The sequence below is a fragment of the Rhodoferax sp. genome (assembly GCF_013297935.1).
GTDB lineage: Bacteria > Pseudomonadota > Gammaproteobacteria > Burkholderiales > Burkholderiaceae_C > Allorhodoferax.
On sequence record NZ_JAAFIX010000006.1, the window covers coordinates 158,179 to 180,616 of the forward strand.

Below are 22,438 nucleotides of genomic sequence, written 5' to 3' on the forward strand. Positions count from 1 at the left end.
GCCATGGCGACAGCCCGCGCTCCCTTGGCCCGTGTGCGTTGGAATAGCCGCTGGGTGGAGTGGGGCGTCCTGGCGCTTTGCATTGCTATTGCTACCGCCGTCTTGTGGCGCTACGGACAGCAGGTTCGCGCGCAAACGGAACGGGCCGCGGTGCAAAGCACGCTGGGTGCTTTGCGGACGGCCTTGGTGCTGGACTACGTGAATTCCATGCTGCCACAGCGCAAGCGTGCTGCGGAACCGGTGCGAGGCGTACCCATTACCCCCAATCCCTTTGCAATGCTCCAACAGCCCGCAGCCAACTATGCCGGAGAGGTACCTGCAGCGCTGCTCCAGGAGGTGGCGCCCGGCCGTTGGGTCTTTGACAAAGGCTGCGGTTGTATCGGCTACAAACCGTTGGAGCCGGATGGTTTAGACGCTCCCGCGGGCGCCCAAGCGGTATGGTTTATGGTGGAAGGCACAGCCGCCGCCTACCAGTTGCGCCCTATTCAGGCGTATGTGTGGGGCGGTCTGCCCTTGGAGTGAGGGCTGGGGATACGTAGCAAACCGGTGCAAAACCGGATGAATCTTGAGAAAAGTCACGGACTATGGGCCTAATCTCCGGGCACAAAGGCCAGCGACTCCCCTAGAATGATCTCGTATTGGCATTCACATTTTTCTTTTGAAGGTGGACAACATGAAACAAGTACAGCGCGGCTTCACATTGATTGAGTTGGTCATGGTGATCGTGATCTTGGGCATTTTGGCTGCAGTAGCGATTCCTAAGTTTGTCGATTTGTCCGCAGATGCCCGTCAGGCATCGGTTCAGGGCGTTGCCGGGGCGCTGTCTTCCGGTTCTGCCATTAACTACGCGGCCTACTCAGCCCGTGGCACGGGTACAGCGGTGGGAAGCTGCGACGCGGCAAAAGGTACCTTGCAGGGCGGAACTTACCCTTCAAACGGCGGAACCTATGGTGCAGCTGTTGTCGGAACATTCTCCACAACTTCCGGCGCGACGAATACTTGCACTTTGACGTTCACACCCACCAGCGGCAGTGCAGTGACGGCGTCGTTCACGGCCATCGCAACGCCCTAAATACGCAGTCCGCAATCAGACAGCGGTTGATCGAAGCCAGTGTGGCCCGCCACACTGGCTTTCTTTATGGCTGCGTAGCGTTGCTGTCGGGTGTACCCATGGCAGCACGCCAGTCTGCCGGGGCAGCTTCCAGTCGTGCCCACTGCGCCTGGCGGTCTTGCGGCCAATGGTGTACCCATAGGCGGTAGGCAGTGGCTGCCAACTCCATGTCTCGGTTTTCCAGACCGATGGCGAGCGCAAACTGCAGTAAATCGTACTGAATCACGCCTTTGGCGAAGTAGTTCCGCAGTTTGGCGGCTGCTGCTGTGCTTTGCCCCGTATGCCGCATCAGCAGTATGTCCAACGCTCGCGTACGCGGACTATCTGCTTGCAGCGCAGAGAGCGCGGCAAGTGCCTCGGCGGCAGCTGCAGGACGATGGAGTGCTACGTTGAGCAGGACCTGGTTAGCCCGGACATCAGGTACGTAGGGGCGCGATGCCGCAATAGAGTCCTGAGCCCACAGCGCAGCTTCCAGGTTGCCCGTGGCGGCAAACCGGTCTGCCGCCTGCGCGGTTAGTTTCCGGTAATGGGGATGAATCCCGACACCCTTTTGGAGCCACTCCCAAGCCTCGGTTTGCAGTCGCTGCTGCTCTGCGGGTGGCATGCCAGGGGTTTTCATGATCAGGTTGAGTGTTTGAACGCTGCGCACGATGCTGGACTCCGCCACGAATGCCAGTGCGCTCACCACCACAACGACCAAACCCGCCAAGCCGGTAACAAGGAGCCCTACCCGCAAAACGGCAGTGTCTGCCAAGTAAGCCCGTGGGTTGGCACAGGCCAGCATGGCAAGTGCCACCATCAACAGCGCCCCTGTGCTGGCAAGGCGCCAGGGGAAACCGGCGTTGCTCACCAACAAAAGCCCCAATAGGCTGCACAAGGCAATGGCACACAAAGCTTCGGATGCCGAGCCTGCACCCTGGGCCAGGCGCTGCCAACGGGTCTGCGCGCTGTAGAGCAGATAGGCGAGCAAAAATGCCAAGAGCCCACCACCCACGGGAAGCCCGTACTCGGCCAATAGTTGCAGGGGCTCGTTGTGGGCATAGAAGTCTGTTTCAACCGAGTTATTGACGCCTTGGTAGCGGGGAATGTGCACCTCCCAAGCACCCGCACCGACGCCAGTCCACGGTTGGTCCATCAGCATGCGGATACTGGCGCGCCACATCAGTGCGCGAATGGAAAATGAGCCCTCGGTGTATTCCTCTGAACGAGTCACTGAGCTTGCCCGCAAAATGCCACGCTCCAGGGGGGTGACCCCGAACCCCTCTGCCACGATGGCCGGACTGGAGCTGGGTAGGGTGGCCAGGGAGCCCAAGCCCAGCAGCAATATGGCGACCGTGAGCCCCAGTCCGCCCCGACTCCAGGGCTGACCTCCTGCAGACTGCCGGTAGCGCCATAAGACAACCAAGGTCACGGGCAGCATGATGACTGCAGATATCAAGGCCGACCGGGTGCCGGTCATCAGTAGCGCGACCAGGTTCCAAGCCACTGAGAGCGCCACGAGGCTCCTCCAGCCCGAAGACCGCAACTGGGCCAGCGCGTAAGCGGAGAACGGCAGTGTACAGACCAGGTATTCCGCAAAAAAGTTGCGATTTACAAACACCGAGGCGGGGGCAGCAGCTTGCGGGAACCAAGACAGATCTCCCCAAAACTGCGCGGCACCCCACGTTGCCGCTCCGACCGCTCCTGCATGCAGGCCCCCTAGCAGCACCATGGCATGGCCACCGCGCAGGACCTGCAGACATGTCCACAGCAACACACCCAGCACGCACCAGCGCGCGGCCTCTGCTCCGGAGAGGTAGCTGTGTGACCACACCATGCTGCCGAGGGCATAGAGACACAAGATCGCAGGAAACGCCAGCAGCCCGTGAAAGTACCAGGGCGAAGCTTCCCCGCAGCGCGCCCGGAGTGCTGAGGTCAGCAGCAAGGCCAGCGTAGACACGACGCCCATAGCCAGCAGGGCGGATTTCAGGGTGTCCTGCAAAACCCACTCGCCGGGAATTCCCAGGGAGGGCACGAGTGCCAAGGTGATGGCTAATGCCCAAGCAGCGCTTCTGGTCTCTGGGTGCGAAGGCACCGGAGCCGCAGAAATAGCGGTAATTTCCGGTGCATTGGAGGCTGGTGCAGCTGGCATGTTGAGGGTAAGCTTTGCGGGGCCGCCGTTGCCCTGCTTCAGGGGCAAAGATTGATGATTAAAGTGCGCAGTAGCGCTTATTATCTGTGCGCGAGTAGCTCCTAAAAGCATAGCAAATGTAAACGATCTATGTCGTCCCACGTACTCCCTGACTTTGCGTTGGAACCGAGGCCCTTTTCATGGGGCAGGCGGACACGCGGCTTCACTTTGGTGGAACTGGTCATGGTGATCGTGTTGCTCGGGGTGCTGTCGGTATATGCGGTACCGCGCATGATCAACACGGGTGACTTTTATGCCCGTGGGTTCTTCGATCAGTCTCTGGCCTATTTGCGTTACGCCCAGAAAGTAGCCATTGCTCAGCGCCGCACGGTTTGTGTGAGCCTGTCGGCGAGTGCGATCAGTCTGCGTTTGGCCAATGCAGCGGGTAGTAATACCTGCACGATTGACCTGCCCGGGCCGGGCGGGGAGTCCGGCCTCACTGCCCGCAGCGGAGTGGCATTCAGCAGCAGCTTGACCTCCTTCAACTTTGACGGGCTGGGGCAACCGGTCAACGCAAGCACCGGCGCCCCCGCTCCGACCCAAGTGCTACAGGTGACCAATGTGACGCCGTCGATCACCATCGAGGCAGGTACCGGTTATGTCCATGACTAAGCCGGCTGCAGCGCGCCGCCAGACCGGCTTTACGCTCGTAGAGCTGATAGTCTTTATCGTGGTGGTCGGTGTGGGGCTGGCGGGCATTTTGTCGGTGATGGACACGTCGGTGAAGTCCAGCGCGGACCCTATGATCCGCAAGCAGGCGATTGCCATTGCAGAGTCCGTATTGGAAGAGGTGCTCCAAAAAGCCTATGTCGATCCCGACGATTCACCCGCCGTGGTGGAGGCCAGTCGCGACCTCTGGGACGATGTGGACGACTATAACGGTCAGACACAAGCTGCATTTGCGTTTCCATCCAGTTTGTCCGCCTACACGCTGGCCATCTCCGTCACGGCTGACAGCGCAACATTGGGCATTGCTGCCAAGCGGGTGCGCATCACCGTGACGCGCGGCGCAGAGGCCATTGTGTTGACAGGCTACCGCACCAACTATTGAGGAAGCCGCAGCAATGAAGACGCCTCTGCAAGCCCCTCGCCTTCAAAAAGGTTTCACGTTGGTGGAGCTGGTGATCGTGATTGTGATCATGGGGGTAATAGGTGGGGTGGTCGCTGTGTTCATGCGGGCCCCCATTCAAGCCTATTTCGATAGCGGGCGTCGGGCTGCCCTGACCGATGTGGCGGACACTGCGGTCCGGCGTATTTCGCGGGACATCCGCAAAGCATTGCCCAACAGCGTGCGGGTGAGCACAAGCGGCTCGGACTCCTGCCTTGAATTTATTCCCACCCGTAACGGTGGGCGTTACCGGGAGAGCAATCGCCCCACGGGCGACACCGTGGGCAAAGGGCTGGACTTCACGATTGCAGACTCCGACTTCAATATGCTGGGGAGGAATGCAGATTGGCCGGTGGATCAGCAGATTGCCTCGAACGACCTCATTGTGGTTTACAACCTCGGCATCACCAGCGCAACCGCCTACAACGGCGACAACGTAGGGCGGGTTGCCAGTATCAGCGCCGACAACTCCAGTGGTGCAGAAGAAACCACCATCAAACTGGCTGCGCCCAAGCAATTTCCCTTAGATTCAGGCACCAAGCGTTTTCATATCGTGCCGGTGGAGGAGAACGTCGTTGCCTATGTGTGTAACGGCAGCACCTTGCGCAGGTTAGTGACACCCGGTCTCACCACCGGTACGGGGGTCTTGTTTACCAACAGTGCCACACGCTATTGCGGCAGCGCAGGCAATCCATTGAGCGCTGCACCCGTGTTGGTTTCTGATTTGACGTCTTGCAGTTTCACCTACAACGACACTGATTCACAGCGCAACGGGCTGGTGCAAATGTCGCTCTCAATCACCCGAGGTGCGGAAACGGTGAACCTTTATCACCAGATTCAGGTCAACAACACACCATGACGTATCGTTCACTTCCAGAGCGCGGCTTTGCCGCCATCGCCGCCATTTTTCTGGTGCTGATATTGGCCGCCTTGGGTGGGTTCATGGTTTCTTTTTCCAACACGCAGCAGCTCACTTCCGCACGGGACTTACAAGGCAGCCGAGCCTATTGGGCCGCACGTGGTGGCCTTGCATGGGGGGTCGCAAGTTTGGTTGCAAGCAACGCCGCTTGTCCTGCAAGTGACCTCACCAGCGCTGCCGGCCGGAGTGTGGATGGCTACACCGTGCGGGTCACCTGCAGCCGCACCGTCTATGCGGATGGCGGCGGGAGTGTCGTCGTGTACCGCTTGGACTCCCGGGCGAGCTTGGGTGTTGCCGGTGGAAGCAATTACGTAGAGCGCAGTGTGAGCGCGACCATGGAGATGTGATGATCCGAGTGAATGCGTGTATCCGTGCTCTGCAGGCGAAGGCGCTGCAGTGGGGCACTTGTCTGCTGGTGGGGCTGGTACCCGCTGTCGCCATGGCCATCGAGTTCAACAGTACAGGGGGCACCAACGCTACCAACGGCTTGCGAATTGTGATTGACCCCAATACACAGATTCAAGTGCGCCGGCTTAACAACACGGGCCAGGTATACCGACCGACCGACCTTCCCCCGAATAGCCAACTAGACAATGGGGTGTACCTGCGGGCCAACGGGCAGCTCTTTGGGCCCTCTCATTTCAGGCTGACCGCAAGGTCAGACTACAACACGCAAACGATCAGCGCCACCACGCCCGACAATCCAGCGGCGTCCGGTGTGCAGCAGACGGCAAGCTCTACGCTCGCAGTGACCAATGGGCCCCAAGTGTCTATCCTGTGGAAATACACGACCCCCTTAGACTTCTTGACTGCGGAGGTGACGGTCACCATTCCGTCGGGCTACGCAGTCAGCGCGGCTAACCCTGTGCGCTACACCCACTCCTTTGACACCTTTTTGGGCGGGAGTGACCAGGGCTGCGGCGTGTCGTTTGTCGACTCCAACGGGAAGCGGGTGATCGGCACCTACCCGCCTACCTCCGGAGTGTGTACTTCTGTGACCACCATTCCGGCGGGCGTGTCTGTGGTGGAGTCCTTTCGTGAGCGCTCAGGGCTCGCCTTTTCGGCTTATTGTGCGAACGATTGGAACTCTTTTTGGGACCTGAACGCTAGCTGCTCAGTAAACAAAACCACCGCCATGATCAATACCGTGAGCAATACCTTGCGAGACACGGGGATCGGCATCCAGTACCAGTTCATAGCGCCCGGGACCTACACCTTCAGCTATGACTTTGTGGTCGGCTCGCCCACCGTGCCGCCCTACGACCACCTTGAAATACGCCACGATGGCATGGGCACCTTGTGCCCCGAGCCCGTCCAGGTGTTGGCCTGCCTGGTGTCTACCGTGCCTTGCCCTGCCGCCAGTATTGTGGCTACGGGTAGCCTGACAGGGCAGGTGACCACCACCCCGGCCGTGCCCACGGTGTCCAAGACGCCCAGCACCTTTACGGTGGGGTCCGGCAACAGCACTCAGACGGTCACGCTGCAGGCCAATGCAAGTGGCACTGTCGTGTTGGGCGCCGCCGGTTTGAGCACGATCCCCCTGAATGGCACGCGCTGCTTCAACACGATGACCGGCACCCAAAGCTGCGCCATGACCTTCGTGGGCACGCCCTGTGTTGGCGGCTATGACTGCCTGGAGGCGGGTGCCGTCTATAACAATGTGATTGCCACGGGCACGGGGCGCAACCCGCTCAACACCAAGCTCAGTGGGACGGCATTCAGTCTTGATGTGATGGCGGTGCTGGCCGACGGCACCCCTGCGCTGACCTACACGGCCACTAGCGGCGTGACTGTGGAGTTGTTCAATGAACCAACCACCCCGCCTGCGAGTTGCTCGGCCTACACCGGCGCGATTGCGAGCCGGAGCCTCACTTTCGCGACCACAGATCTGGGCCGCAAGGCCCTGCCCACCCCGATTACCCTGCCCACCGCCCACCGCAACGTCATTTGCCGGGTGACGGACACCAACGTGTCGCCCACGCTTTACGCATGTTCTTCGGACCGGTTCGCTGTTCGCCCCCAAAGCCTAAACGTGACCACCGCTTCGCAAACCAACACGGGCTTGACTGGTACGCCTAAGGCTATTGCGGGTGCTAACTTTGACCTGTCGGCCTCGTCCGGTGTGACGGGCGGCTATACCGGTACACCGGCAATCGACGCGACCAAAGTGGTTGACCACAACAGTGCCGCCATCCAGAGCGGCACCCTGACCGGGGCCTTTGCGGCTGCCACCGGTGTTGCTGCCACTGGTAGCAGCTTTCGCTACATCGATGTAGGCAATATTCAGTTTCAAGCCGATGCGGTGGTGGATACGGCATTCGCGGCGATCGACGAGGCGGCCGGAGACTGTGTGGCCGGCAGCAGCTCCAACACGTTGACGGGTGGGCGATACGGCTGCACCATCGGTAGCAATGCCTCCGTCAGAATGGGGCGGTGGTACCCGAGCCACTACTCGTTTAGCGGCAGTGTCGTGCCCGCCTGCACAGCAGGGGCGTTCACTTACATGGACCAGGATGCCATGGCGGTGAATCTGGTACTCAAGGCCCACGCAAGCACGGGCGGGGCGGCGTCTGCCACAGACCCGGTGGTGAGTCGCTTGGTGTCTGGCTTCACCGGGCGGGCATCCGTCACTTTTAGCGGGGATAACGCGTCAACGCCGGTAGCCATTACCCGCCTGACCAGTCCTGCTTTTCCTGCTATGCCCAGCAACACGCTTTGGAACCAGGGGCAAGTCACTATTGCGGACACGTTTGCCTTCAGCAAGTTGACCAGTCCCGACGGGCCTTATGACAGCTTCCGCATCCAGGCGGCAGTGGCGGATGCCGATGGCAGCACACTCATCGGCCCTACAACCGCCACAGGCACCAGCAGCATTCGCTATGGTCAACTGCGTGTGGGGAACGCCTATGGCTCTGAGCTGCTGCCGCTGCCGATACCCGTCGAGGCGCGCTACTGGAACGGCAGCGCCTATGTGCTCAACACCTTGGATAGCTGTACCTCGTTCGCGCCTTCGGCGCTCCAGATGGGCAGCTACACCGAGAACCTGAATAACTGTGAAACCCAGCTCAGCCCCACCAGCACACAGACGCTGGCGTCTGGCCGGCTCAACAGCCTGCAACTCTCTAAGCCGGGCAAGGGCAACAGCGGTAGCGTGCTGTTGACCTTGAACGTCGCCGCGACGCCAGTCGCAGGTGCCACCACCTGTGTATCGGCGACAGCGACACCGGCTACAGCCGCCAACCGGCCGTGGTTTGGTAGTAACCCGGCAGCCAGGGCGACCTTTGGCAAATACCGTAGTCCTTTGATCTACTTGCGGGAAAATTACTGAGTACGGCGGGTTGCCAAACTACCGGAAAAACCTGTTAAATCCGTGTCATGATTGAGCGTCAAGCTACTAAACTGAGAGCAAGTTTCTGAAAAAATCAAACATTTTCATGATTGAAGTCGCGACTGAGTCTTTTCACCCTCGACCGGCAGGAGCTTGCTGACCATGCGTTGGCCCTGGCAGCGGACTGCATCCGGAGCGCAGTTGATCGTGTCTTGGTCAGGACAGACCTTGGCCTATGTGCTGGCCCATGGCACTGGCCGCACGTTCACCGTGAAACGCGCCGGTGTGGAGGCGCAGAGCAATGACAGCTTGGAAGAGTTTGTCCGCCGACTAACGGCGCTGGGGCTCAAAGGGTGTGCAGCGCATGTCATGCTGAGGCCTGAGCAGTACCAAATGCTGCAGATTGAGGCGCCTTCCGTGCCCCCCGAGGAGCTTCGCTCTGCGGCCCGCTACCAGGTTAAAGAAATGGTGGACGCGCATTTAGATGACCTCACGATGGATGTACTGCGGGTCGGCGACGGGGAGGGGCGGGCAGCATCGCAAATGTTTGTGGTGGCCGCTAACAACAGTTTTGTGCGCGATGTCATGAGCCTGGGGGAGGCCATGCACTGGGACATCCGCGTGATCGATGTCCAAGATATGGCACAGCGGAATTTGCAAACCATGCTCGAGTCATCGCGTGCCACGGGGGCACTGGTGTTGTCGGGTGGGCGGCAGGCTTTGTTGACGTTCAGTGCAGCAGGCGAATTGTTTTACAGCCGCAGACTGGACTTGCCCGAGGGCTTTATGGCCATGACCTGGACAGCTGCGTCCGTGTCGGAGCCCGTGGCTGTGGATGCTTATACGCCGGTGGAGGAGTATGTGCCTGACTATGCGGGCAGCTCCTACAGCCCGAATTTTTCGACAACCGGCGCAGAAGCTGCTCCGGAAAGTCAGGCCGATATTGACCGTGCCCAGCGGTTTTTGGTGGAAGTTCAGCGTTCGATCGATTTGTGGGAGCGCACTTGGACACAATGGCCTTTGGCCGGCATTCGGGTGTTTGCAGGTGAGCGTAGTGGGGAGTTGGCGGAGTGGCTTAGTCGTGACACCGGTCAAAATGTGACCCCGTTCGAGGTCGCCAGCGGCTTTGAGGGCTGGGATGCCGTGGCCGAGCCTGACAAGCCTCTGTGCATGCCTTTGCTCGGTAATTTATTGCGCGGTGACGCTTAGACTGCACGAGGAGCGAACCCCACATGCCCCAACAAATCAACCTGTGCTCCGTTTCGCTGATCAAGCCCCGGCAGCAGTTTGAGGCCAGCACCATGGCAATAGCCTTGGCCGTGTTTGTCGTCCTGGGTGCGGCGCTGTGCGCTACGTGGGTCTGGAACTTGCAAAATGCGCAACAAGGCTTCGCGTCTGCTTTGCAGACTCAGGCTTTGGAGATGCAAAGTCTTCAAGCAGCCATTGCCGAAAGCAAATCGCGTGCTCAGCCGCCGTCTGCTGAGCTAATCCAGGAGGCGCAGGCTAAAAAAGCGGAGTTGGCACTGAAGAGTCAGGCTTTGCTGGCATTGCAGCAAGGGCAATTCAAACCCGGGTTGGGCTACTCAGACCGGCTGGCGCTGGTTGCTCGCAGTATTCCGGACTCCGTCTGGGTAACGGCAGTGCGCGCTGACGCAGGCAGCATGGAGGTGAGTGGCTTTACCTTGGAGCCATCGTCCCTGAATGATTGGGTCGCACGCCTGGCGCAAAGTCCTCTAATGGCGGGGTTGCGCCTGAGCACAGTCAAGGTTCAAAGCACAGCGCTGGCGCAGACAACCGGTAGCGCTGCGTTAACCACTACCACCGAAGTCGCCGCGCCGAGGGGTCGGGAGGCGTGGTCGTTTAGTTTGGTCAGTGCGCTGGTACAGCCTGAGTCACCGAGGGTTCAGCCATGAAAGCCTGGTGGCTAGCCCAATCAGCCCGAATTAACGCACTGAGTTTGCGCGAGCGCCTGTTTTTGTTTATTTCGCTTTTGCTCGTGGTCCTAGCCCTCGCGGACTTCGTCTGGCTCACGCCGGCTCAGCAATCCATGAAGAAAGTGCAACAGCAGTTTGTGGCTCAGTCTTCCGAGGTCAATCGCTTACGTGGCGAGCTGGCATTGGTCTCCAAGCCGGTAGATTTGAATGCCGATGTGCGTGCAGAGCTTGCCCAGTGGCAATCTACCCTGGATTCTTTACAGCGTGAAATCCAGGCATTGGCTCCCTCCGGGACTAGTGGAGAGCCCTCCATAGAGCCGGTCCTTGCACAGTTTCTCAAGCGCAGCCCGGGTTTGCGTTTGGTCTCCTCCGGAACGGTGGCAGCTGAGGGCGCGTCGCCTGCGGCTGATGCGATTCCGGGTGTCACGCGACGGGGCCTTGAGCTCAAGGTAACGGGCTCCTATACAGAATTGACCCGGTATGTGAAGAGCTTGGAGACGGCGCTGCCCCGTTTGCGCTGGAGCGGCTTTCAATTGTTGGTGGGGCCGCAAGGGCCCGAGTTGACCTTGCGTGTCTATGTTTTGGAGGCGCAACCATGACATTGGCACGCTGGTGTCTGTTGAGCTGGTGCCTCGCAGTCTGGGTTGCGGGCGCCACGGCAGCGGAGCGCGATCCCACCATGCCGCCCGCGACGGCCGGGGTCGCCTTGCCGCCCGGGGCCAACCAAGGAGCGGGACAAGAGCCCGCACCTAATTTGACCGTATTGATTCAAAACGGCGTCCCCTACCTCGTGGTCGGGACCCGTTTGATTGGTGTGGGGAAGAAAGTCGGTGCAGCAACGCTAGAGCGCATCACCGAAACGGAAGTCTGGCTGCGCGAGGGCCGCAAGCTCAACAAACTGCCTCGCTTTATGGGAATTCAGCGCAATGTTGCGGCGGTGTCGGTGGCTTGTGACGGCGTCACCCCCGCTCCGGCGCCTGCCAAGCCGGCACTGAAACCTGCCCGTCCGAAGTCTCCCCAAGCCGTGACCCCTGTTGCGCCATGTACCGGCACACAACCGTGAAGTCCCGACCTATGAACTCCATCGCTATGTCCTCCACCGTTTCGGTTCCGCGCTCTGTCTCGGTTTTGTGCGTCACCTTGAGTGCCGCACTTCTCAGCGCTTGTGGCAGCATGGACCGGCCTTTGCGCACACCTGATGTTAGTGCCGCCATCTTGGCCGAATTGCCAGAAGCCACACCTCGGTCGCCAGCGGTCGTGCCTGCCAAAGTAAGCGAAGCGTTGGCAGAACCCGCGCCACCTGTAGTTGCGCGGCCGCCCGAGCCCCGCTTGGATCTGTTGGTGAACAACGCTCAGGCGCGTGAGGTGTTTCTTGCGATCGTGGCTGACACGCGTTACAGCATGCTGATGCACCCTGATGTTGCGGGTACCTTGTCGGTGACCCTGAGGGGCGTTACGGTCACCGAGGCCTTGGAGGCAATCCGTGATGTGTACGGATACGACTTCAAAATCGAGGGGCGTCGTATCACGGTGTACGCGCCGACCCTGCAGACGCGCGTATTTACCCTGAACTACCCGACGTCGCAGCGTCAGGGAAGCAGTGAGTTGCGAGTTTCGTCCGGTGCAGGTTTGTCGCAGAGCGGTGGCACCAGCACCGCCCCCGCTGCGACGGGCAATGCCGGCGGGGGAGCCCAACCGGAAAACAGCCGGGTGTCGACTACCTCAAAATCTGATTTTTGGGGCGAGCTTTCCGGTGCCGTACGCAGTCTCCTGGGCAATGGAGAGGGCCGGAGTGTGGTGGCGAGCCCGCAGGCCGGCATCATGGCGGTGCGTGGAATGCCTGAGGAATTGCGCCAGGTTGAGAAGTTCCTTAAGGCGGCACAGGCTTCGGTGGAGAGGCAAGTCATGCTGGAGGCCAAAGTCGTGGAGGTCGAGCTGCGCGATGGTTACCAAAGCGGTGTGAACTGGGGTGCTTTCAATACAGTGGGTTCCACTCAGGTCGCCGCCGGAGTGCTGGGCAGTGGCGTGACAAGCACCAATGCGTATGTTCAGGGCAGTACGACGATCAATGGAGCGGTGTCGTTCCCATCGGTGGCAACCGGTGGAGGCTTGTTCGGCTTGGCGCTTGCAACGAGTCAATTCGGCGCGGTGCTTGGTTTTCTTGAAACCCAAGGCGATGTGCAAACGCTGTCGAGCCCCCGCATAGCCACACTCAACAACCAAAAGGCGGTGCTCAAGGTCGGGACCGATGAGTTCTTTGTGACCAACGTGTCGGGCGGAACCAACTCCACCAGCTCCACCAGCAGTGCGACCACCAGCACTTTACCGACCGTCACTCTGACGCCGTTCTTCTCCGGCATTTCTTTGGATGTGACGCCTCAAATCGATGATGGAGTGAACGTGACACTGCACGTGCATCCGGCACTCAGTACGGTGTCTGAAAAGTCCAAGCAAATTGACTTGGGCAGTGCCGGAAACTTCAAATTACCGCTGGCTTCCAGTTCAGTGAACGAAACGGATACTTTGGTGCGCATTCAAGACGGCGCCATTGTGGCTATCGGAGGGCTGATGCAGCTGGAGTCGAGCCGCAACGCCTCCGGAATACCGGGAACCACCAACATGCCAGGACTGGGTGCGTTGTTCGGGAATCGTGCCACTCAGGGGCGCAAAAAAGAGGTGATTGTGTTGATCAAGCCCACCATCATCCGGAGCGCTGCAGACTGGGATGCGCAGAACCGGCGAGCACGGGCTGCGATTGACGACATGGATGCTGCTCGCGCAAGGGTCATCCAAATTGACGGTTCTGCCAAATAATGTACTTGGGGCACTTTGCGCTGCGTGAGGCCCCGTTCTCGATCACGCCGGACACAGACTTCTACTTTGCCCATGACGGTGCACAGTCGACGCTGAACACACTCCTGGTAGCCTTGCGCAGCGGCGAAGGATTTCTGAAAGTTGTCGGGGAACTGGGGTGCGGAAAAACGGTCCTTTGCCGCCAACTTCTCAAGACCCTGCAAGGCGAGTGCGTGACGGCCTACATTCCCAACCCGGACATGGGGCCCGACGATTTGCTGTGCGCCTTGGCACTTGAGCTGGGCTTGGAGCTTGCGCTTCCTGCAAGCCGCCACGTCATCATGACCCATATCGGCAACTGTTTGTTGAAGCATGCAGATGCGGGTCAACGCGTGGTGGTGTGTATTGACGAGGCCCAGGCTATTCCGATGCGCAGTCTGGAAAGCCTGCGCTTGCTGTCGAATCTCGAAACTGAAAAGCGCAAACTCATTCAATTGGTGTTGCTGGGCCAGCCGGATCTGGACACCAAGCTGGCTCGTCCGGAAATTCGGCAACTGTTGCAGCGCATTACCTTTAGCGAGTACCTCGGCCCATTGACCGGCGAAAGCGTGGGGGACTATGTGCGCCATCGTCTGGCACGGGCTGCTTCCAGCGAGCACACGGATCTTGATGTGTTCACGCCGGAGGCAATGGAAAAACTGGCACTGGAAACGGCAGGCGTTCCGCGCTTGATCAATGTTCTTGCCCACAAGTGCCTGATATTGGCCTACGGTCAAGGCGTGCACCGCATATCGCTTGCGCATGTGAAATTAGCGGTTCTCGACACACCGGGCCTGCGTGCAACGCCGGGTGGCGGCCGTTGGTGGAACTGGTGGAGGCGGCGACCCGGCCCCACGCGCACTGCTGGAGAGGTTTTGGAATGAGTGTGATCAACCAGATGCTGCGCGACCTCGATCAGCGCAGTGCCAGCCCCTTGGAGCCCAAGCTCGCTGCCGGGACCAGCGCGCGCAAAGAGATACGCGAACCGGTCTTGCCTCGTAGCTCACTACGCGCCGGAATATTTCTGGGGGGCACTGTGTTGGCCCTCTGTTTGGCGGGAGCTGCCTGGTGGTATTCCAAGGCCTCGCCTGTTGCACCGGACCCACTTCCGGCAGCGTCCACCGCGACGGAGGCCCCGAAAACAGAAGCGACGGTCTTGCCCGCCCAAGGGGCGAGCTTAAGGATTGATAGAGAGCTCTCAGAGCGGCCGGGGCCGCTGCGCGAGGCTAGTGCACCGGTCGTTAAGCCGATAGCAACGGACGTCGCAGGGGCCGGTGCGCCGTTAGCTGCTGCACCGGTTGCGGTCCGTGCAACCGCGTCCGCGGCGGCCACCCCACCGGTGCAGGTTGCACCCCAGCCAGCGTCGCTGCCCGCGCCTCCCTCTCTGAAGATCGTGCCGCCCGTGGCGGACGCCGCAGTTCTGGCCCAGCGCCAGCAAGTTGCGGTGCGCGACCTGCTCTCCCAAGCCCAGTCGATGTACAGCGGCGGTTCCGCCGATGCCGCGATCCAGTTGCTTCAAGAGACCTTAGCCGGACTCGAGAAGGCTCAGCCGCCGACGCCGCCCGCAACCCAACTCCAGCTGGTGCGGGAGTTGGCCCGCATGGAGTTGGCGCAGGGGCAGTCTGCTGCCGTGTTGGATTTGCTGGGCCGGTTGGAGCCCTTGCTGGCCGGACAGGCCGACCTCTGGGCGGTGCGGGCGAATGCGGCGCAGCGCTTGGGCCGCCATCAGGATGCGGTTCAGTTTTACGGGACCGCATTGCAAACCCGTCCCGCGGAGCAGCGCTGGTTGTTGGGAAGCGCGGTGTCACTAGCGGCCTTGGGTCAGCTGGGGGCTGCTGCGGAGCTGGCGGACAAAGCCCGTGCTATTGGGCCTGTCAGTAAAGAGGTCCTGGCCTATTTGCGGCAGCAGGGCGTCACGCTCCCTGAGCGGCCTTAGGGTCAAAAGGGCATCTAGCCCACGTTGATATTGCGCGAACAGCTATCAAAATAATAGCAAAGGCTGCGGCGATTATGGCAATGCGCGCAGTACCCTGCGGTACTGCATAGCCTCGGCCACATGGTGGAGCTGTGTGTCCGTGCTTGCGGCGAGGTCGGCAATCGTGCGGGCGACTTTCAGGGTGCGGTGGGTGCTGCGGGCGGACCAGCCGAGTTGCGCAGCGGCTGTTTGCAAAAACTTCAAGGCAGCGGGGTCCAGGGCGATGTGCTGGTCAATAGCCTGCCCGGCCAGCGCCTGGTTGCTGCAGCCCTGGCGCTGCACGGCCCGTTCTCTGGCCTGAAGACTCCGTTCACGGATCTCTGCGCTGCGTTCACCGGGCGGGCTTTGCAAGAGCTCCTCTGCGGCCAGCGCCGGCACCTCCACATGCAGGTCAATCCGGTCCATCAGCGGCCCGCTGAGCTTGCCTTGGTAGCGACTCACCTGGTCCGGCGTGCAGCGGCAAGGGCGCGCGGTGGCCCCGAGGTAGCCGCAGGGGCAGGGGTTCATGGCCGCAATCAACTGGAACCGCGCCGGAAATTCTGCGCGCCGCGCTGCCCTCGCAATAGTGATGCTGCCGGTCTCCAAGGGTTCGCGCAGTGCCTCCAGCGCCGGGCGGGGAAACTCAGGCAGTTCGTCTAGAAACAGCACGCCGTGGTGCGCCAGTGAGATTTCACCGGGCCGCGGGGGTGAACCTCCGCCCACTAGCGCCACTGCGCTGGCGGAGTGGTGGGGGCTGCAAGTGGGGCGCTGACCCCAGCGGTGCAGGTCGAATCGCCCGCACAGGCTGCCGATAGCGGCGCTTTCCAAGGCTTCGTCGGTGTTCAAGTCGGGCAGCAGGCTGGCAAAGCGCTGGGCCAACATCGACTTGCCGGAGCCGGGCGGGCCCACCAATAACAAGCTGTGGCCACCCGCGGCGGCTATCTCGAGTGCGCGCTTGGCTGCGACTTGGCCCTTGACGTCTGCCATGTCGGGCCCGAAGGTGCTGGCCTGCAGGGGAGTGGGCTCGACCCGCACCCAGCCATCAGGATCTTGCTCCAAGGGGACACCCTCCGTATCCTTGGCTTGGCCGCCCGGTGCGAAATGGTGAACGACATCCAGCAAATGCCGGGCACGAATGACCCGGGAGTCAGGGACCAGCGCAGCTTCTTCGGCATTGCCGGGCGGGAGTACCAACTGGGGGCGGGCCGTGGACTTGCGCAACGCCAACGCCATGGCCAGTGCGCCGCGCACTGCGCGGAGCTCACCGGACAACGATAGTTCGCCCGCGAATTCAAAGCCAGCCAGCGCGGCGGCATCGACCTGCCCACTGGCCGCCAGAATGCCCAGCGCGATGGGTAAGTCGAGCCGGCCGGAGTCTTTGGGCAGGTCGGCCGGAGCCAGGTTGACGGTGATGCGCTTGTTGTTCGGGAACTCCAGGCCGCTGTTTTGGATGGCACACCGCACCCGTTCGCGGGCTTCTTTGACCTCCACGTCGGCCAAACCGACCAGCGTAAAGCTCGGTAATCCGTTTGCTAAGTGGACTTCTACCGTGACTTGCACCGCTTCCAGCCCCAATAAGGCGCGGCTTTGCACCAAAGACAAGCTCATATCCCTGATTTCCCAAAAAGGTGCGCAATAACTCGGTGCATTACGCGACTCTGCACTAAAGCAGTGCATGCTGTTGTTTTATACAGTTATATTAGCCTAAGTCCGCCTAATAGGTGGGGATTTTTGCTAATGCAAGCTTTCAGGCAACTTGGCACGGCTTCTGCTTTATTGACCCTAGCTCCTGAAACCTGGCAAGCCTTGCCTCCAGGCCCGGACTCTGTAATCAACTATCAAGCTGAGGTGAACACATGAAACTCGTGACGGCCATCATTAAACCGTTCAAGCTCGATGAGGTGCGCGAAGCCTTGTCCGGCATGGGCGTGCAAGGCATTACCGTGACCGAAGTCAAAGGCTTCGGCCGTCAAAAGGGCCACACAGAGCTGTACCGCGGTGCAGAGTACGTGGTGGACTTTCTTCCCAAGGTCAAGATTGAAGCAGCGATTGACGACGCTCTGGTGGAGCGCGTGATCGAGGCTGTTGAGGGTGCAGCCCGTACCGGCAAGATCGGTGACGGCAAGATTTTTGTCTACGACTTGGAACAAGTGGTGCGTATCCGTACCGGTGAAACCGGCAAAGAAGCGCTGTAAAAAGAAAGAGAGCATGAACATGAAAAAACTTCTCGCCACGCTGGCGCTCGGCATGAGCCTGCTGACAGCAGGAACATTCGCCCTGGCCCAAACCGCCGCTCCTGCAGCTGATGCCCCCGCGGCTACCGCTTCTGCCCCTGAAGCCGCTGCACCGGCTGCTGCACCCGCACCTGCCGCAGCCCCCGCTGCTGCTGAGGCCGCGCCTGCTGCAGCGCCCGCACCTGTTCCTAACAAGGGCGACACCGCCTGGATGACGATCTCCACCGCCATGGTGTTGTTCATGACATTGCCCGGCTTGGCGTTGTTCTACGGCGGCCTGGTCCGCAGCAAGAACATGCTGTCGGTGCTGATGCAAGTATTCGTGGTCACGGCCCTGATCTACGTGCTGTGGGCTGTGTACGGTTACACACTGGCATTCGGTGGTGATGGCGCCTTCTTCGGCAACTTCTCCAAGCTATTCCTGGCTGGCGTGACACCTGACTCGGTGGCTGCGACCTTCAGCAAGGGCGTCGTGATCCCTGAGTTGACCTTCATTGCCTTCCAAGCTACGTTTGCGGCCATCACCTGCGCACTGATCGTCGGTGCCTTCGCTGAGCGCATCAAGTTCTCTGCTGTACTGGCTTTCTGCGTGATCTGGTTCACCTTCAGCTACCTGCCCATGGCGCACATGGTCTGGTACTGGGCCGGCCCTGACGCAATCACTGACGCTGCTTCCCTGGAAAAAGTGGTGGCTGCTGCCGGTTACCTGTGGGGCAAGGGTGCCTTGGACTTCGCTGGTGGCACCGTGGTGCACATCAACGCCGCGGTGGCCGGCTTGGTCGGCGCCTACGTAGTGGGCAAGCGTATCGGTTACGGCAAAGAGCCTATGGCTCCTCACAGCCTGACGTTGACCATGGTGGGCGCAGCCATGCTGTGGTTCGGCTGGTTCGGTTTCAACGCCGGCTCCAACCTCGAAGCGAACGGCATCACTGCATTGGCTTTCATCAACACCATGTTGGCAACTGCGGCTGCTACCTTGGCTTGGATTACCGGTGAAGCCCTGTCCCGTGGCAAGGCCTCCATGTTGGGCGCTGCCTCCGGTGCAGTGGCTGGCCTGGTTGCCATCACCCCTGCTTGCGGTTTCGTGGGCCCCATGGGCTCCATCGCGATCGGCCTGATCGGCGGCTTTGCCTGCCTGTGGGGTGTGAACGGTCTGAAGCGCCTGTTGGGTGCTGACGACTCCCTGGACGTGTTCGGCGTGCACGGTGTCGGCGGTATCGTCGGTGCCTTGTTGACCGGTGTGTTCGCTGCTCCTTCTTTGGGCGGTACCGGCGTGTACGACTATGTGGCCAACGCGGTCGGCGCGGAGTACTCCATCGCCAGCCAAGTGTGGATTCAGGCGGAAGGCGTGTTGATCACTATCGTGTGGTCTGGTGTGGTGTCTTACATCGCCTTCAAGTTGGTGGACCTGGTGATCGGTCTGCGCGTCTCTGAAGAAGAAGAGCGCGAAGGTCTGGACATCTCCAGCCACGGCGAAACAGCTTATAACCGTTAATCCCTAACTGCGGCGCCTGGCGCTGCAGTTTCGGACTGGTGTCGAAACCAACTCAGAACCCGGCCACCGCAAGGTGGGCCGGGTTTTTGTTGTCCCGGCAGGTGCACAATGCAGCGCAGTTGCCAACAACCCCCGGATGGAACCCCCATGAGTACCCCCTTGACCCTGCGCCACGCGAGCTTGCGTTGCGATATCTGCCCCGCGCTAGGCGGGTCCATTGCCGGCTTGTGGTGGCGCGATCTGCCGGTCATGCGCTCCACCCCCGGCGCAGAGCTCACGGGTGTGCGCCAATCCGCAAGTTTCCCATTGGTGCCCTTTTCTAACCGCATCGGGAACGGTCAGTTGCAGTGGGCGGGCACCAGCCATCCTTTGGTGCAAAACTTCGAGCCCGAGCCCCACACCATTCACGGAATCGGGTGGGAGCGCCCTTGGGCGGTGTTGGAGAGCACCGAGAACTCCGCACTTCTGGCCATGGAGCACCGCGCTGACTCAGCGTGGCCGTTTGACTTCGATTGCTCTCAAACCTTTCGCCTCGGCGAAGGTACGCTCGATCTGGGCTTGAGCGTGACCAACCAGAGTGCGCACCCTGCGCCGGTGGGGCTGGGCTGGCACCCCTATTTCGTCAAACGCGCGGGTGCTACCGTGCAATTTGCCGCCAGCGGCCGGTGGGAGATGGGCAGCGATAAGCTGCCCACGCACCGGGCCCTCCATGCCGGCTTGAACCAAGGGATCGACAGTCTCACGGTAGACCATTGTTTCGACGGCTGGGAGGGTGCGCTGCACCTGCGTGACAGCGAGATGCACATCACGGTTCGCTCCGCACTCAGCCGCCTGGTGGTGTTCACCACTCCCGAGCGCGACAACATTGCGGTCGAGCCGGTCAGCCACATCAACAATGCCCTCAACCTGATGGCCTCGACCGGCGCGAGCGCCGAGAGCCTGGGGGTCGTGGTGCTGCAGCCGGGCGAAACCTTGAGTTGCAGCATGCAAGTCGCAGTGGAGAAAACCGTATGAGCTGGCACGCACTGAGTGAAGATCTATTTGAGTTGGGGGAGTCCCCCTTTTGGCATCCTGCCGAGCAGCAGCTGTATTGGGTGGACATTCCCGGCAAAGCCATTCTGCGCGCCAACATCTACATGGGCACCGTGCAGCGCTGGGACATGCCGAGCGAACCCGGTTGTATTGCCCCCGCAGCCAAGGGCGGGCTGGTGATCGCTTTGCGCGATGGCGTTTTCCGTGCGTCAGCGTGGGGAGGTGAGCTCCACCGGATTGCGACCTTGCCCTATGACACCACTGTCATTCGTGCCAACGATGGCAAGTGCGATGCGCTGGGTCGTTTCTGGGTCGGCACAATCGATGAGCCCAAGGCCGGGAGAGCGGCCGCCTTGTTCTCCATCGACTGCCGGGCCGGAGCCGCCGTGGTGCAAAAGCACGCAGGCGATGCGCTCACCGGCAACGGCCTGGCCTGGAGCCCGGACCAACGGGTCCTCTATTGGTCGGACACGCCCAACCATGTCACCCACGCGTGGGACTTTGACCTTCAGGCCAACACCCTCAGCGCCCACCGGGTCTGGCGGAGCTATGAGGCTAAGCCGGCAGGGTGGACCTTTGAAGACACAGGCTATGCCGGTCGGCCCGATGGCGCGGCGGTCGATGTTGAGGGCAACTACTACGCCGCCATGTTTGAAGGCCGCCGCATCTGCAAATTTGCCCCCGATGGGCGCCTGCTCGCCAGCTGGGCAACACCGGCGCAGTGCCCCACCATGCCGTGCTTTGGTGGCGAAGACCTCAAAACGCTCTACATCACCACCGCACGCCACGGACGCAGTGCGGCCGAGCTGGCGCAATTCCCTTTGTCGGGAGCCGTTTTCTTCATGCGGACAGAGGTCGCGGGCTTGCCCGTACAGACCTTTGTGGACTGAGCACCCCGGGCCGCGCGCCGCTCACTGAATCTCAAATTTCCGGCGCCCGGCTGTTCAAAAAATTCACGCCGCAGGGTCAGGGCGGCGCTTACCATTGCCGCCATGTTGCCCACGCCTGCTGCCATCCAGCCCTTTGTCGACCAGATCCGCGCCGCGGCTGCAGACCACACACCCCTGCAAATACGCGGGGGTGGGAGCAAAGACTTTTATGGCTGTCTCCAGCCCGCAGGCTTACTGGACACCCGCAGCTTGCAAGGTGTTGTCGATTACGCCCCCAGCGAGTTGGTGGTCACGGTAGCCGCGGGCACGCCTCTGGCCTCGCTGGAAGCCTTGCTGGCGGAGCAGGGCCAATGCCTTCCCTTTGAGCCACCGCACTACCGCTGGTCTGCCTCCGCAGAGGCCGGTACGCCCAGCACCGCCACGGTGGGCGGCCTGGTTGCCAGTGGCTTGGCCGGGCCAGCCCGGGCGAGTGTGGGCAGTGTGCGGGACTATGTGCTGGGGCTCAAACTCATCAACGGTCGCGGGGAGTACCTGACCTTCGGCGGGCAAGTCATGAAAAACGTGGCCGGCTACGACGTCTCGCGCCTCATGGCCGGTGCCATGGGCACGCTGGGCCTGTTGACCGAGGTCTCCCTCAAAGTGCTGCCGTTTGCCCCGGCCGAGGCAACACTCGTGTTCCCGCTGGGCCAAGCCGCTGCCCTTGAGCAACTGCACCGCTGGGCTGGCGAGCCACTCCCCTTAAATGCAAGTTGCTGGGTCCACGACGCTACCGCCGGTGCCGGCGGCCGCGACCTGCTCTTTGTGCGACTGCGCGGGGCAGTGGCGGCCGTCGAGGCGGCCTGCCAGCGCATGCTCATTGAGGTGCCCGGCGAGCGCATGGACGCTGAGCAGGCGGCAGCTGACTGGGCGCACTGCCGCGACCAAACCCTGCCGTTTTTTACAGAGGGCGCCGCCAGCGGACACGCCTTGTGGCGCTTGTCCGTGGCGCAAACGGCGCCGGTGCTCGACGTGCCCTGGCCCCAGTTGATCGAGTGGCACGGTGGCCTGCGCTGGCTCTGGGCACCACTGCAAGCCGGCCCTCAGCTGCAGGCCGCTGCCCGGGCAGCAGGCGGTAGTGCTATGGTTTTTGTAGCTGGTGCCGCAGATAATACGGGGGCTAAGTGCCAATTACGCTCCGAACTGCCGGGGCAGGCCGCTTTCCTCAAGCGCCTCAAAGCAGCGTTTGACCCTGCCGGTGTTTTCAACGCCGGCAGACTCTATCCCGACTTCTGACCCCGGGCGCAACGCACCACTCCCTATGCAGACCCAACTCGCCCCCGAATACCAGAACACGCCGGACGGACAGGCCGCCGAGGCCATTTTGCGCAAATGCGTGCACTGCGGCTTTTGTACCGCTACCTGCCCGACCTACCAGTTGCTGGGTGATGAGCT

21 protein-coding genes and 1 pseudogene are annotated in these 22,438 nt (G+C 61.2%); 20 read left to right on the forward strand and 2 right to left on the reverse strand.

Annotated features, from left to right (window positions below; translation table 11 throughout):
* The first annotated feature begins 3 nt into the window (after nucleotides 1–3).
* Together QZW03_RS10725 and QZW03_RS10730 are read left to right on the forward strand one after the other, a co-directional pair.
* On the forward strand, nucleotides 4–522 hold the full coding sequence (locus QZW03_RS10725; protein ID WP_296509992.1) for a hypothetical protein: 519 nt from the start codon (nucleotides 4–6) through the stop codon (nucleotides 520–522).
* A 151-nt stretch (nucleotides 523–673) separates the two neighbouring features.
* The gene (locus QZW03_RS10730; RefSeq protein ID WP_296509993.1) at nucleotides 674–1,072 is read left to right on the forward strand and encodes a type II secretion system protein; all 399 of its coding nucleotides are present in this window, start codon (nucleotides 674–676) and stop codon (nucleotides 1,070–1,072) included.
* A 64-nt stretch (nucleotides 1,073–1,136) separates the two neighbouring features.
* Here the strand turns inward: QZW03_RS10730 and QZW03_RS10735 are convergent, their stop codons facing one another.
* Nucleotides 1,137–3,242: an O-antigen ligase family protein gene (locus tag QZW03_RS10735; protein WP_296509994.1), complete on the reverse strand. Its 2,106-nt coding sequence runs from the start codon at nucleotides 3,240–3,242 to the stop codon at nucleotides 1,137–1,139.
* Nucleotides 3,243–3,371: 129 nt separating this feature from the next.
* Between QZW03_RS10735 and QZW03_RS10740 the strand changes: the two genes are divergently transcribed.
* The 12 genes from QZW03_RS10740 (at nucleotide 3,372) to QZW03_RS10795 (ending at nucleotide 15,338) form a co-directional block, all read left to right on the forward strand.
* Complete coding sequence (locus tag QZW03_RS10740; RefSeq protein WP_296509995.1) at nucleotides 3,372–3,893, forward strand: Tfp pilus assembly protein FimT/FimU; 522 nt, start codon at nucleotides 3,372–3,374, stop codon at nucleotides 3,891–3,893.
* Entirely contained in the window at nucleotides 3,880–4,332 is a 453-nt protein-coding gene (locus tag QZW03_RS10745) for a prepilin-type N-terminal cleavage/methylation domain-containing protein (RefSeq protein WP_296509996.1), read from the forward strand. Before QZW03_RS10740 ends, QZW03_RS10745 begins: the two co-directional genes overlap by 14 nt.
* Before the next feature lie 13 nt (nucleotides 4,333–4,345).
* On the forward strand, nucleotides 4,346–5,248 hold the full coding sequence (locus QZW03_RS10750; RefSeq protein WP_296509997.1) for a prepilin-type N-terminal cleavage/methylation domain-containing protein: 903 nt from the start codon (nucleotides 4,346–4,348) through the stop codon (nucleotides 5,246–5,248).
* A complete protein-coding gene (locus tag QZW03_RS10755) occupies nucleotides 5,245–5,655 on the forward strand; it encodes a hypothetical protein (protein ID WP_296509998.1) in 411 nt (136 codons plus the stop codon). Before QZW03_RS10750 ends, QZW03_RS10755 begins: the two co-directional genes overlap by 4 nt.
* Nucleotides 5,655–8,636 carry a DUF6701 domain-containing protein gene (locus QZW03_RS10760; protein ID WP_296509999.1) on the forward strand — a complete coding sequence of 994 codons (2,982 nt, stop codon included), beginning with the start codon at nucleotides 5,655–5,657 and terminating at the stop codon, nucleotides 8,634–8,636. The genes QZW03_RS10755 and QZW03_RS10760 overlap by 1 nt, the downstream gene beginning before the upstream one ends.
* A 162-nt stretch (nucleotides 8,637–8,798) precedes the next feature.
* Nucleotides 8,799–9,845, forward strand: a complete 1,047-nt coding sequence (locus QZW03_RS10765) for a hypothetical protein (protein WP_296510000.1) — start codon at nucleotides 8,799–8,801, stop codon at nucleotides 9,843–9,845.
* 23 nt (nucleotides 9,846–9,868) lie between these two features.
* Nucleotides 9,869–10,549 carry a PilN domain-containing protein gene (locus QZW03_RS10770; RefSeq protein WP_296510001.1) on the forward strand — a complete coding sequence of 227 codons (681 nt, stop codon included), beginning with the start codon at nucleotides 9,869–9,871 and terminating at the stop codon, nucleotides 10,547–10,549.
* A complete protein-coding gene (locus QZW03_RS10775) occupies nucleotides 10,546–11,169 on the forward strand; it encodes a hypothetical protein (protein ID WP_296510002.1) in 624 nt (207 codons plus the stop codon). The genes QZW03_RS10770 and QZW03_RS10775 overlap by 4 nt, the downstream gene beginning before the upstream one ends.
* Nucleotides 11,166–11,633 (forward strand): hypothetical protein, encoded by a 468-nt coding sequence (locus QZW03_RS10780; protein ID WP_296510003.1) that lies wholly within the window; start codon nucleotides 11,166–11,168, stop codon nucleotides 11,631–11,633. The genes QZW03_RS10775 and QZW03_RS10780 overlap by 4 nt, the downstream gene beginning before the upstream one ends.
* A gap of 26 nt (nucleotides 11,634–11,659) precedes the next feature.
* On the forward strand, nucleotides 11,660–13,384 hold the full coding sequence (locus QZW03_RS10785) for a pilus (MSHA type) biogenesis protein MshL (RefSeq protein ID WP_296510004.1): 1,725 nt from the start codon (nucleotides 11,660–11,662) through the stop codon (nucleotides 13,382–13,384).
* On the forward strand, nucleotides 13,384–14,286 hold the full coding sequence (locus QZW03_RS10790; RefSeq protein ID WP_296510005.1) for an AAA family ATPase: 903 nt from the start codon (nucleotides 13,384–13,386) through the stop codon (nucleotides 14,284–14,286). The genes QZW03_RS10785 and QZW03_RS10790 overlap by 1 nt, the downstream gene beginning before the upstream one ends.
* Nucleotides 14,283–15,338, forward strand: a complete 1,056-nt coding sequence (locus QZW03_RS10795; protein ID WP_296510006.1) for a hypothetical protein — start codon at nucleotides 14,283–14,285, stop codon at nucleotides 15,336–15,338. Before QZW03_RS10790 ends, QZW03_RS10795 begins: the two co-directional genes overlap by 4 nt.
* A gap of 72 nt (nucleotides 15,339–15,410) precedes the next feature.
* Here QZW03_RS10795 and QZW03_RS10800 read toward each other — a convergent pair whose 3' ends face one another.
* Nucleotides 15,411–16,964: a YifB family Mg chelatase-like AAA ATPase gene (locus QZW03_RS10800; RefSeq protein ID WP_296510007.1), complete on the reverse strand. Its 1,554-nt coding sequence runs from the start codon at nucleotides 16,962–16,964 to the stop codon at nucleotides 15,411–15,413.
* Nucleotides 16,965–17,212: 248 nt separating this feature from the next.
* On the opposite strand from QZW03_RS10800, the gene glnK reads away from it, so the two are divergent.
* The 6 genes and pseudogenes from glnK to glcF all read left to right on the forward strand — a co-directional run.
* Nucleotides 17,213–17,551, forward strand: a complete 339-nt coding sequence (glnK, locus tag QZW03_RS10805) for a P-II family nitrogen regulator (protein ID WP_087495551.1) — start codon at nucleotides 17,213–17,215, stop codon at nucleotides 17,549–17,551.
* Between the two features lie 13 nt (nucleotides 17,552–17,564).
* Nucleotides 17,565–19,085 (forward strand): ammonium transporter, encoded by a 1,521-nt coding sequence (gene amt / locus QZW03_RS10810; RefSeq protein ID WP_296510008.1) that lies wholly within the window; start codon nucleotides 17,565–17,567, stop codon nucleotides 19,083–19,085.
* Between the two features lie 147 nt (nucleotides 19,086–19,232).
* Nucleotides 19,233–20,099, forward strand: a complete 867-nt coding sequence (locus QZW03_RS10815) for an aldose 1-epimerase (protein WP_296510009.1) — start codon at nucleotides 19,233–19,235, stop codon at nucleotides 20,097–20,099.
* Nucleotides 20,096–21,007 (forward strand): SMP-30/gluconolactonase/LRE family protein, encoded by a 912-nt coding sequence (locus tag QZW03_RS10820; protein WP_296510010.1) that lies wholly within the window; start codon nucleotides 20,096–20,098, stop codon nucleotides 21,005–21,007. The genes QZW03_RS10815 and QZW03_RS10820 overlap by 4 nt, the downstream gene beginning before the upstream one ends.
* Before the next feature lie 102 nt (nucleotides 21,008–21,109).
* Nucleotides 21,110–22,279 carry a glycolate oxidase subunit GlcE gene (gene glcE, locus QZW03_RS10825; RefSeq protein WP_296510011.1) on the forward strand — a complete coding sequence of 390 codons (1,170 nt, stop codon included), beginning with the start codon at nucleotides 21,110–21,112 and terminating at the stop codon, nucleotides 22,277–22,279.
* Between the two features lie 25 nt (nucleotides 22,280–22,304).
* A pseudogene (glcF, locus tag QZW03_RS10830) lies at nucleotides 22,305–22,438 on the forward strand (glycolate oxidase subunit GlcF); the annotation flags it as partial.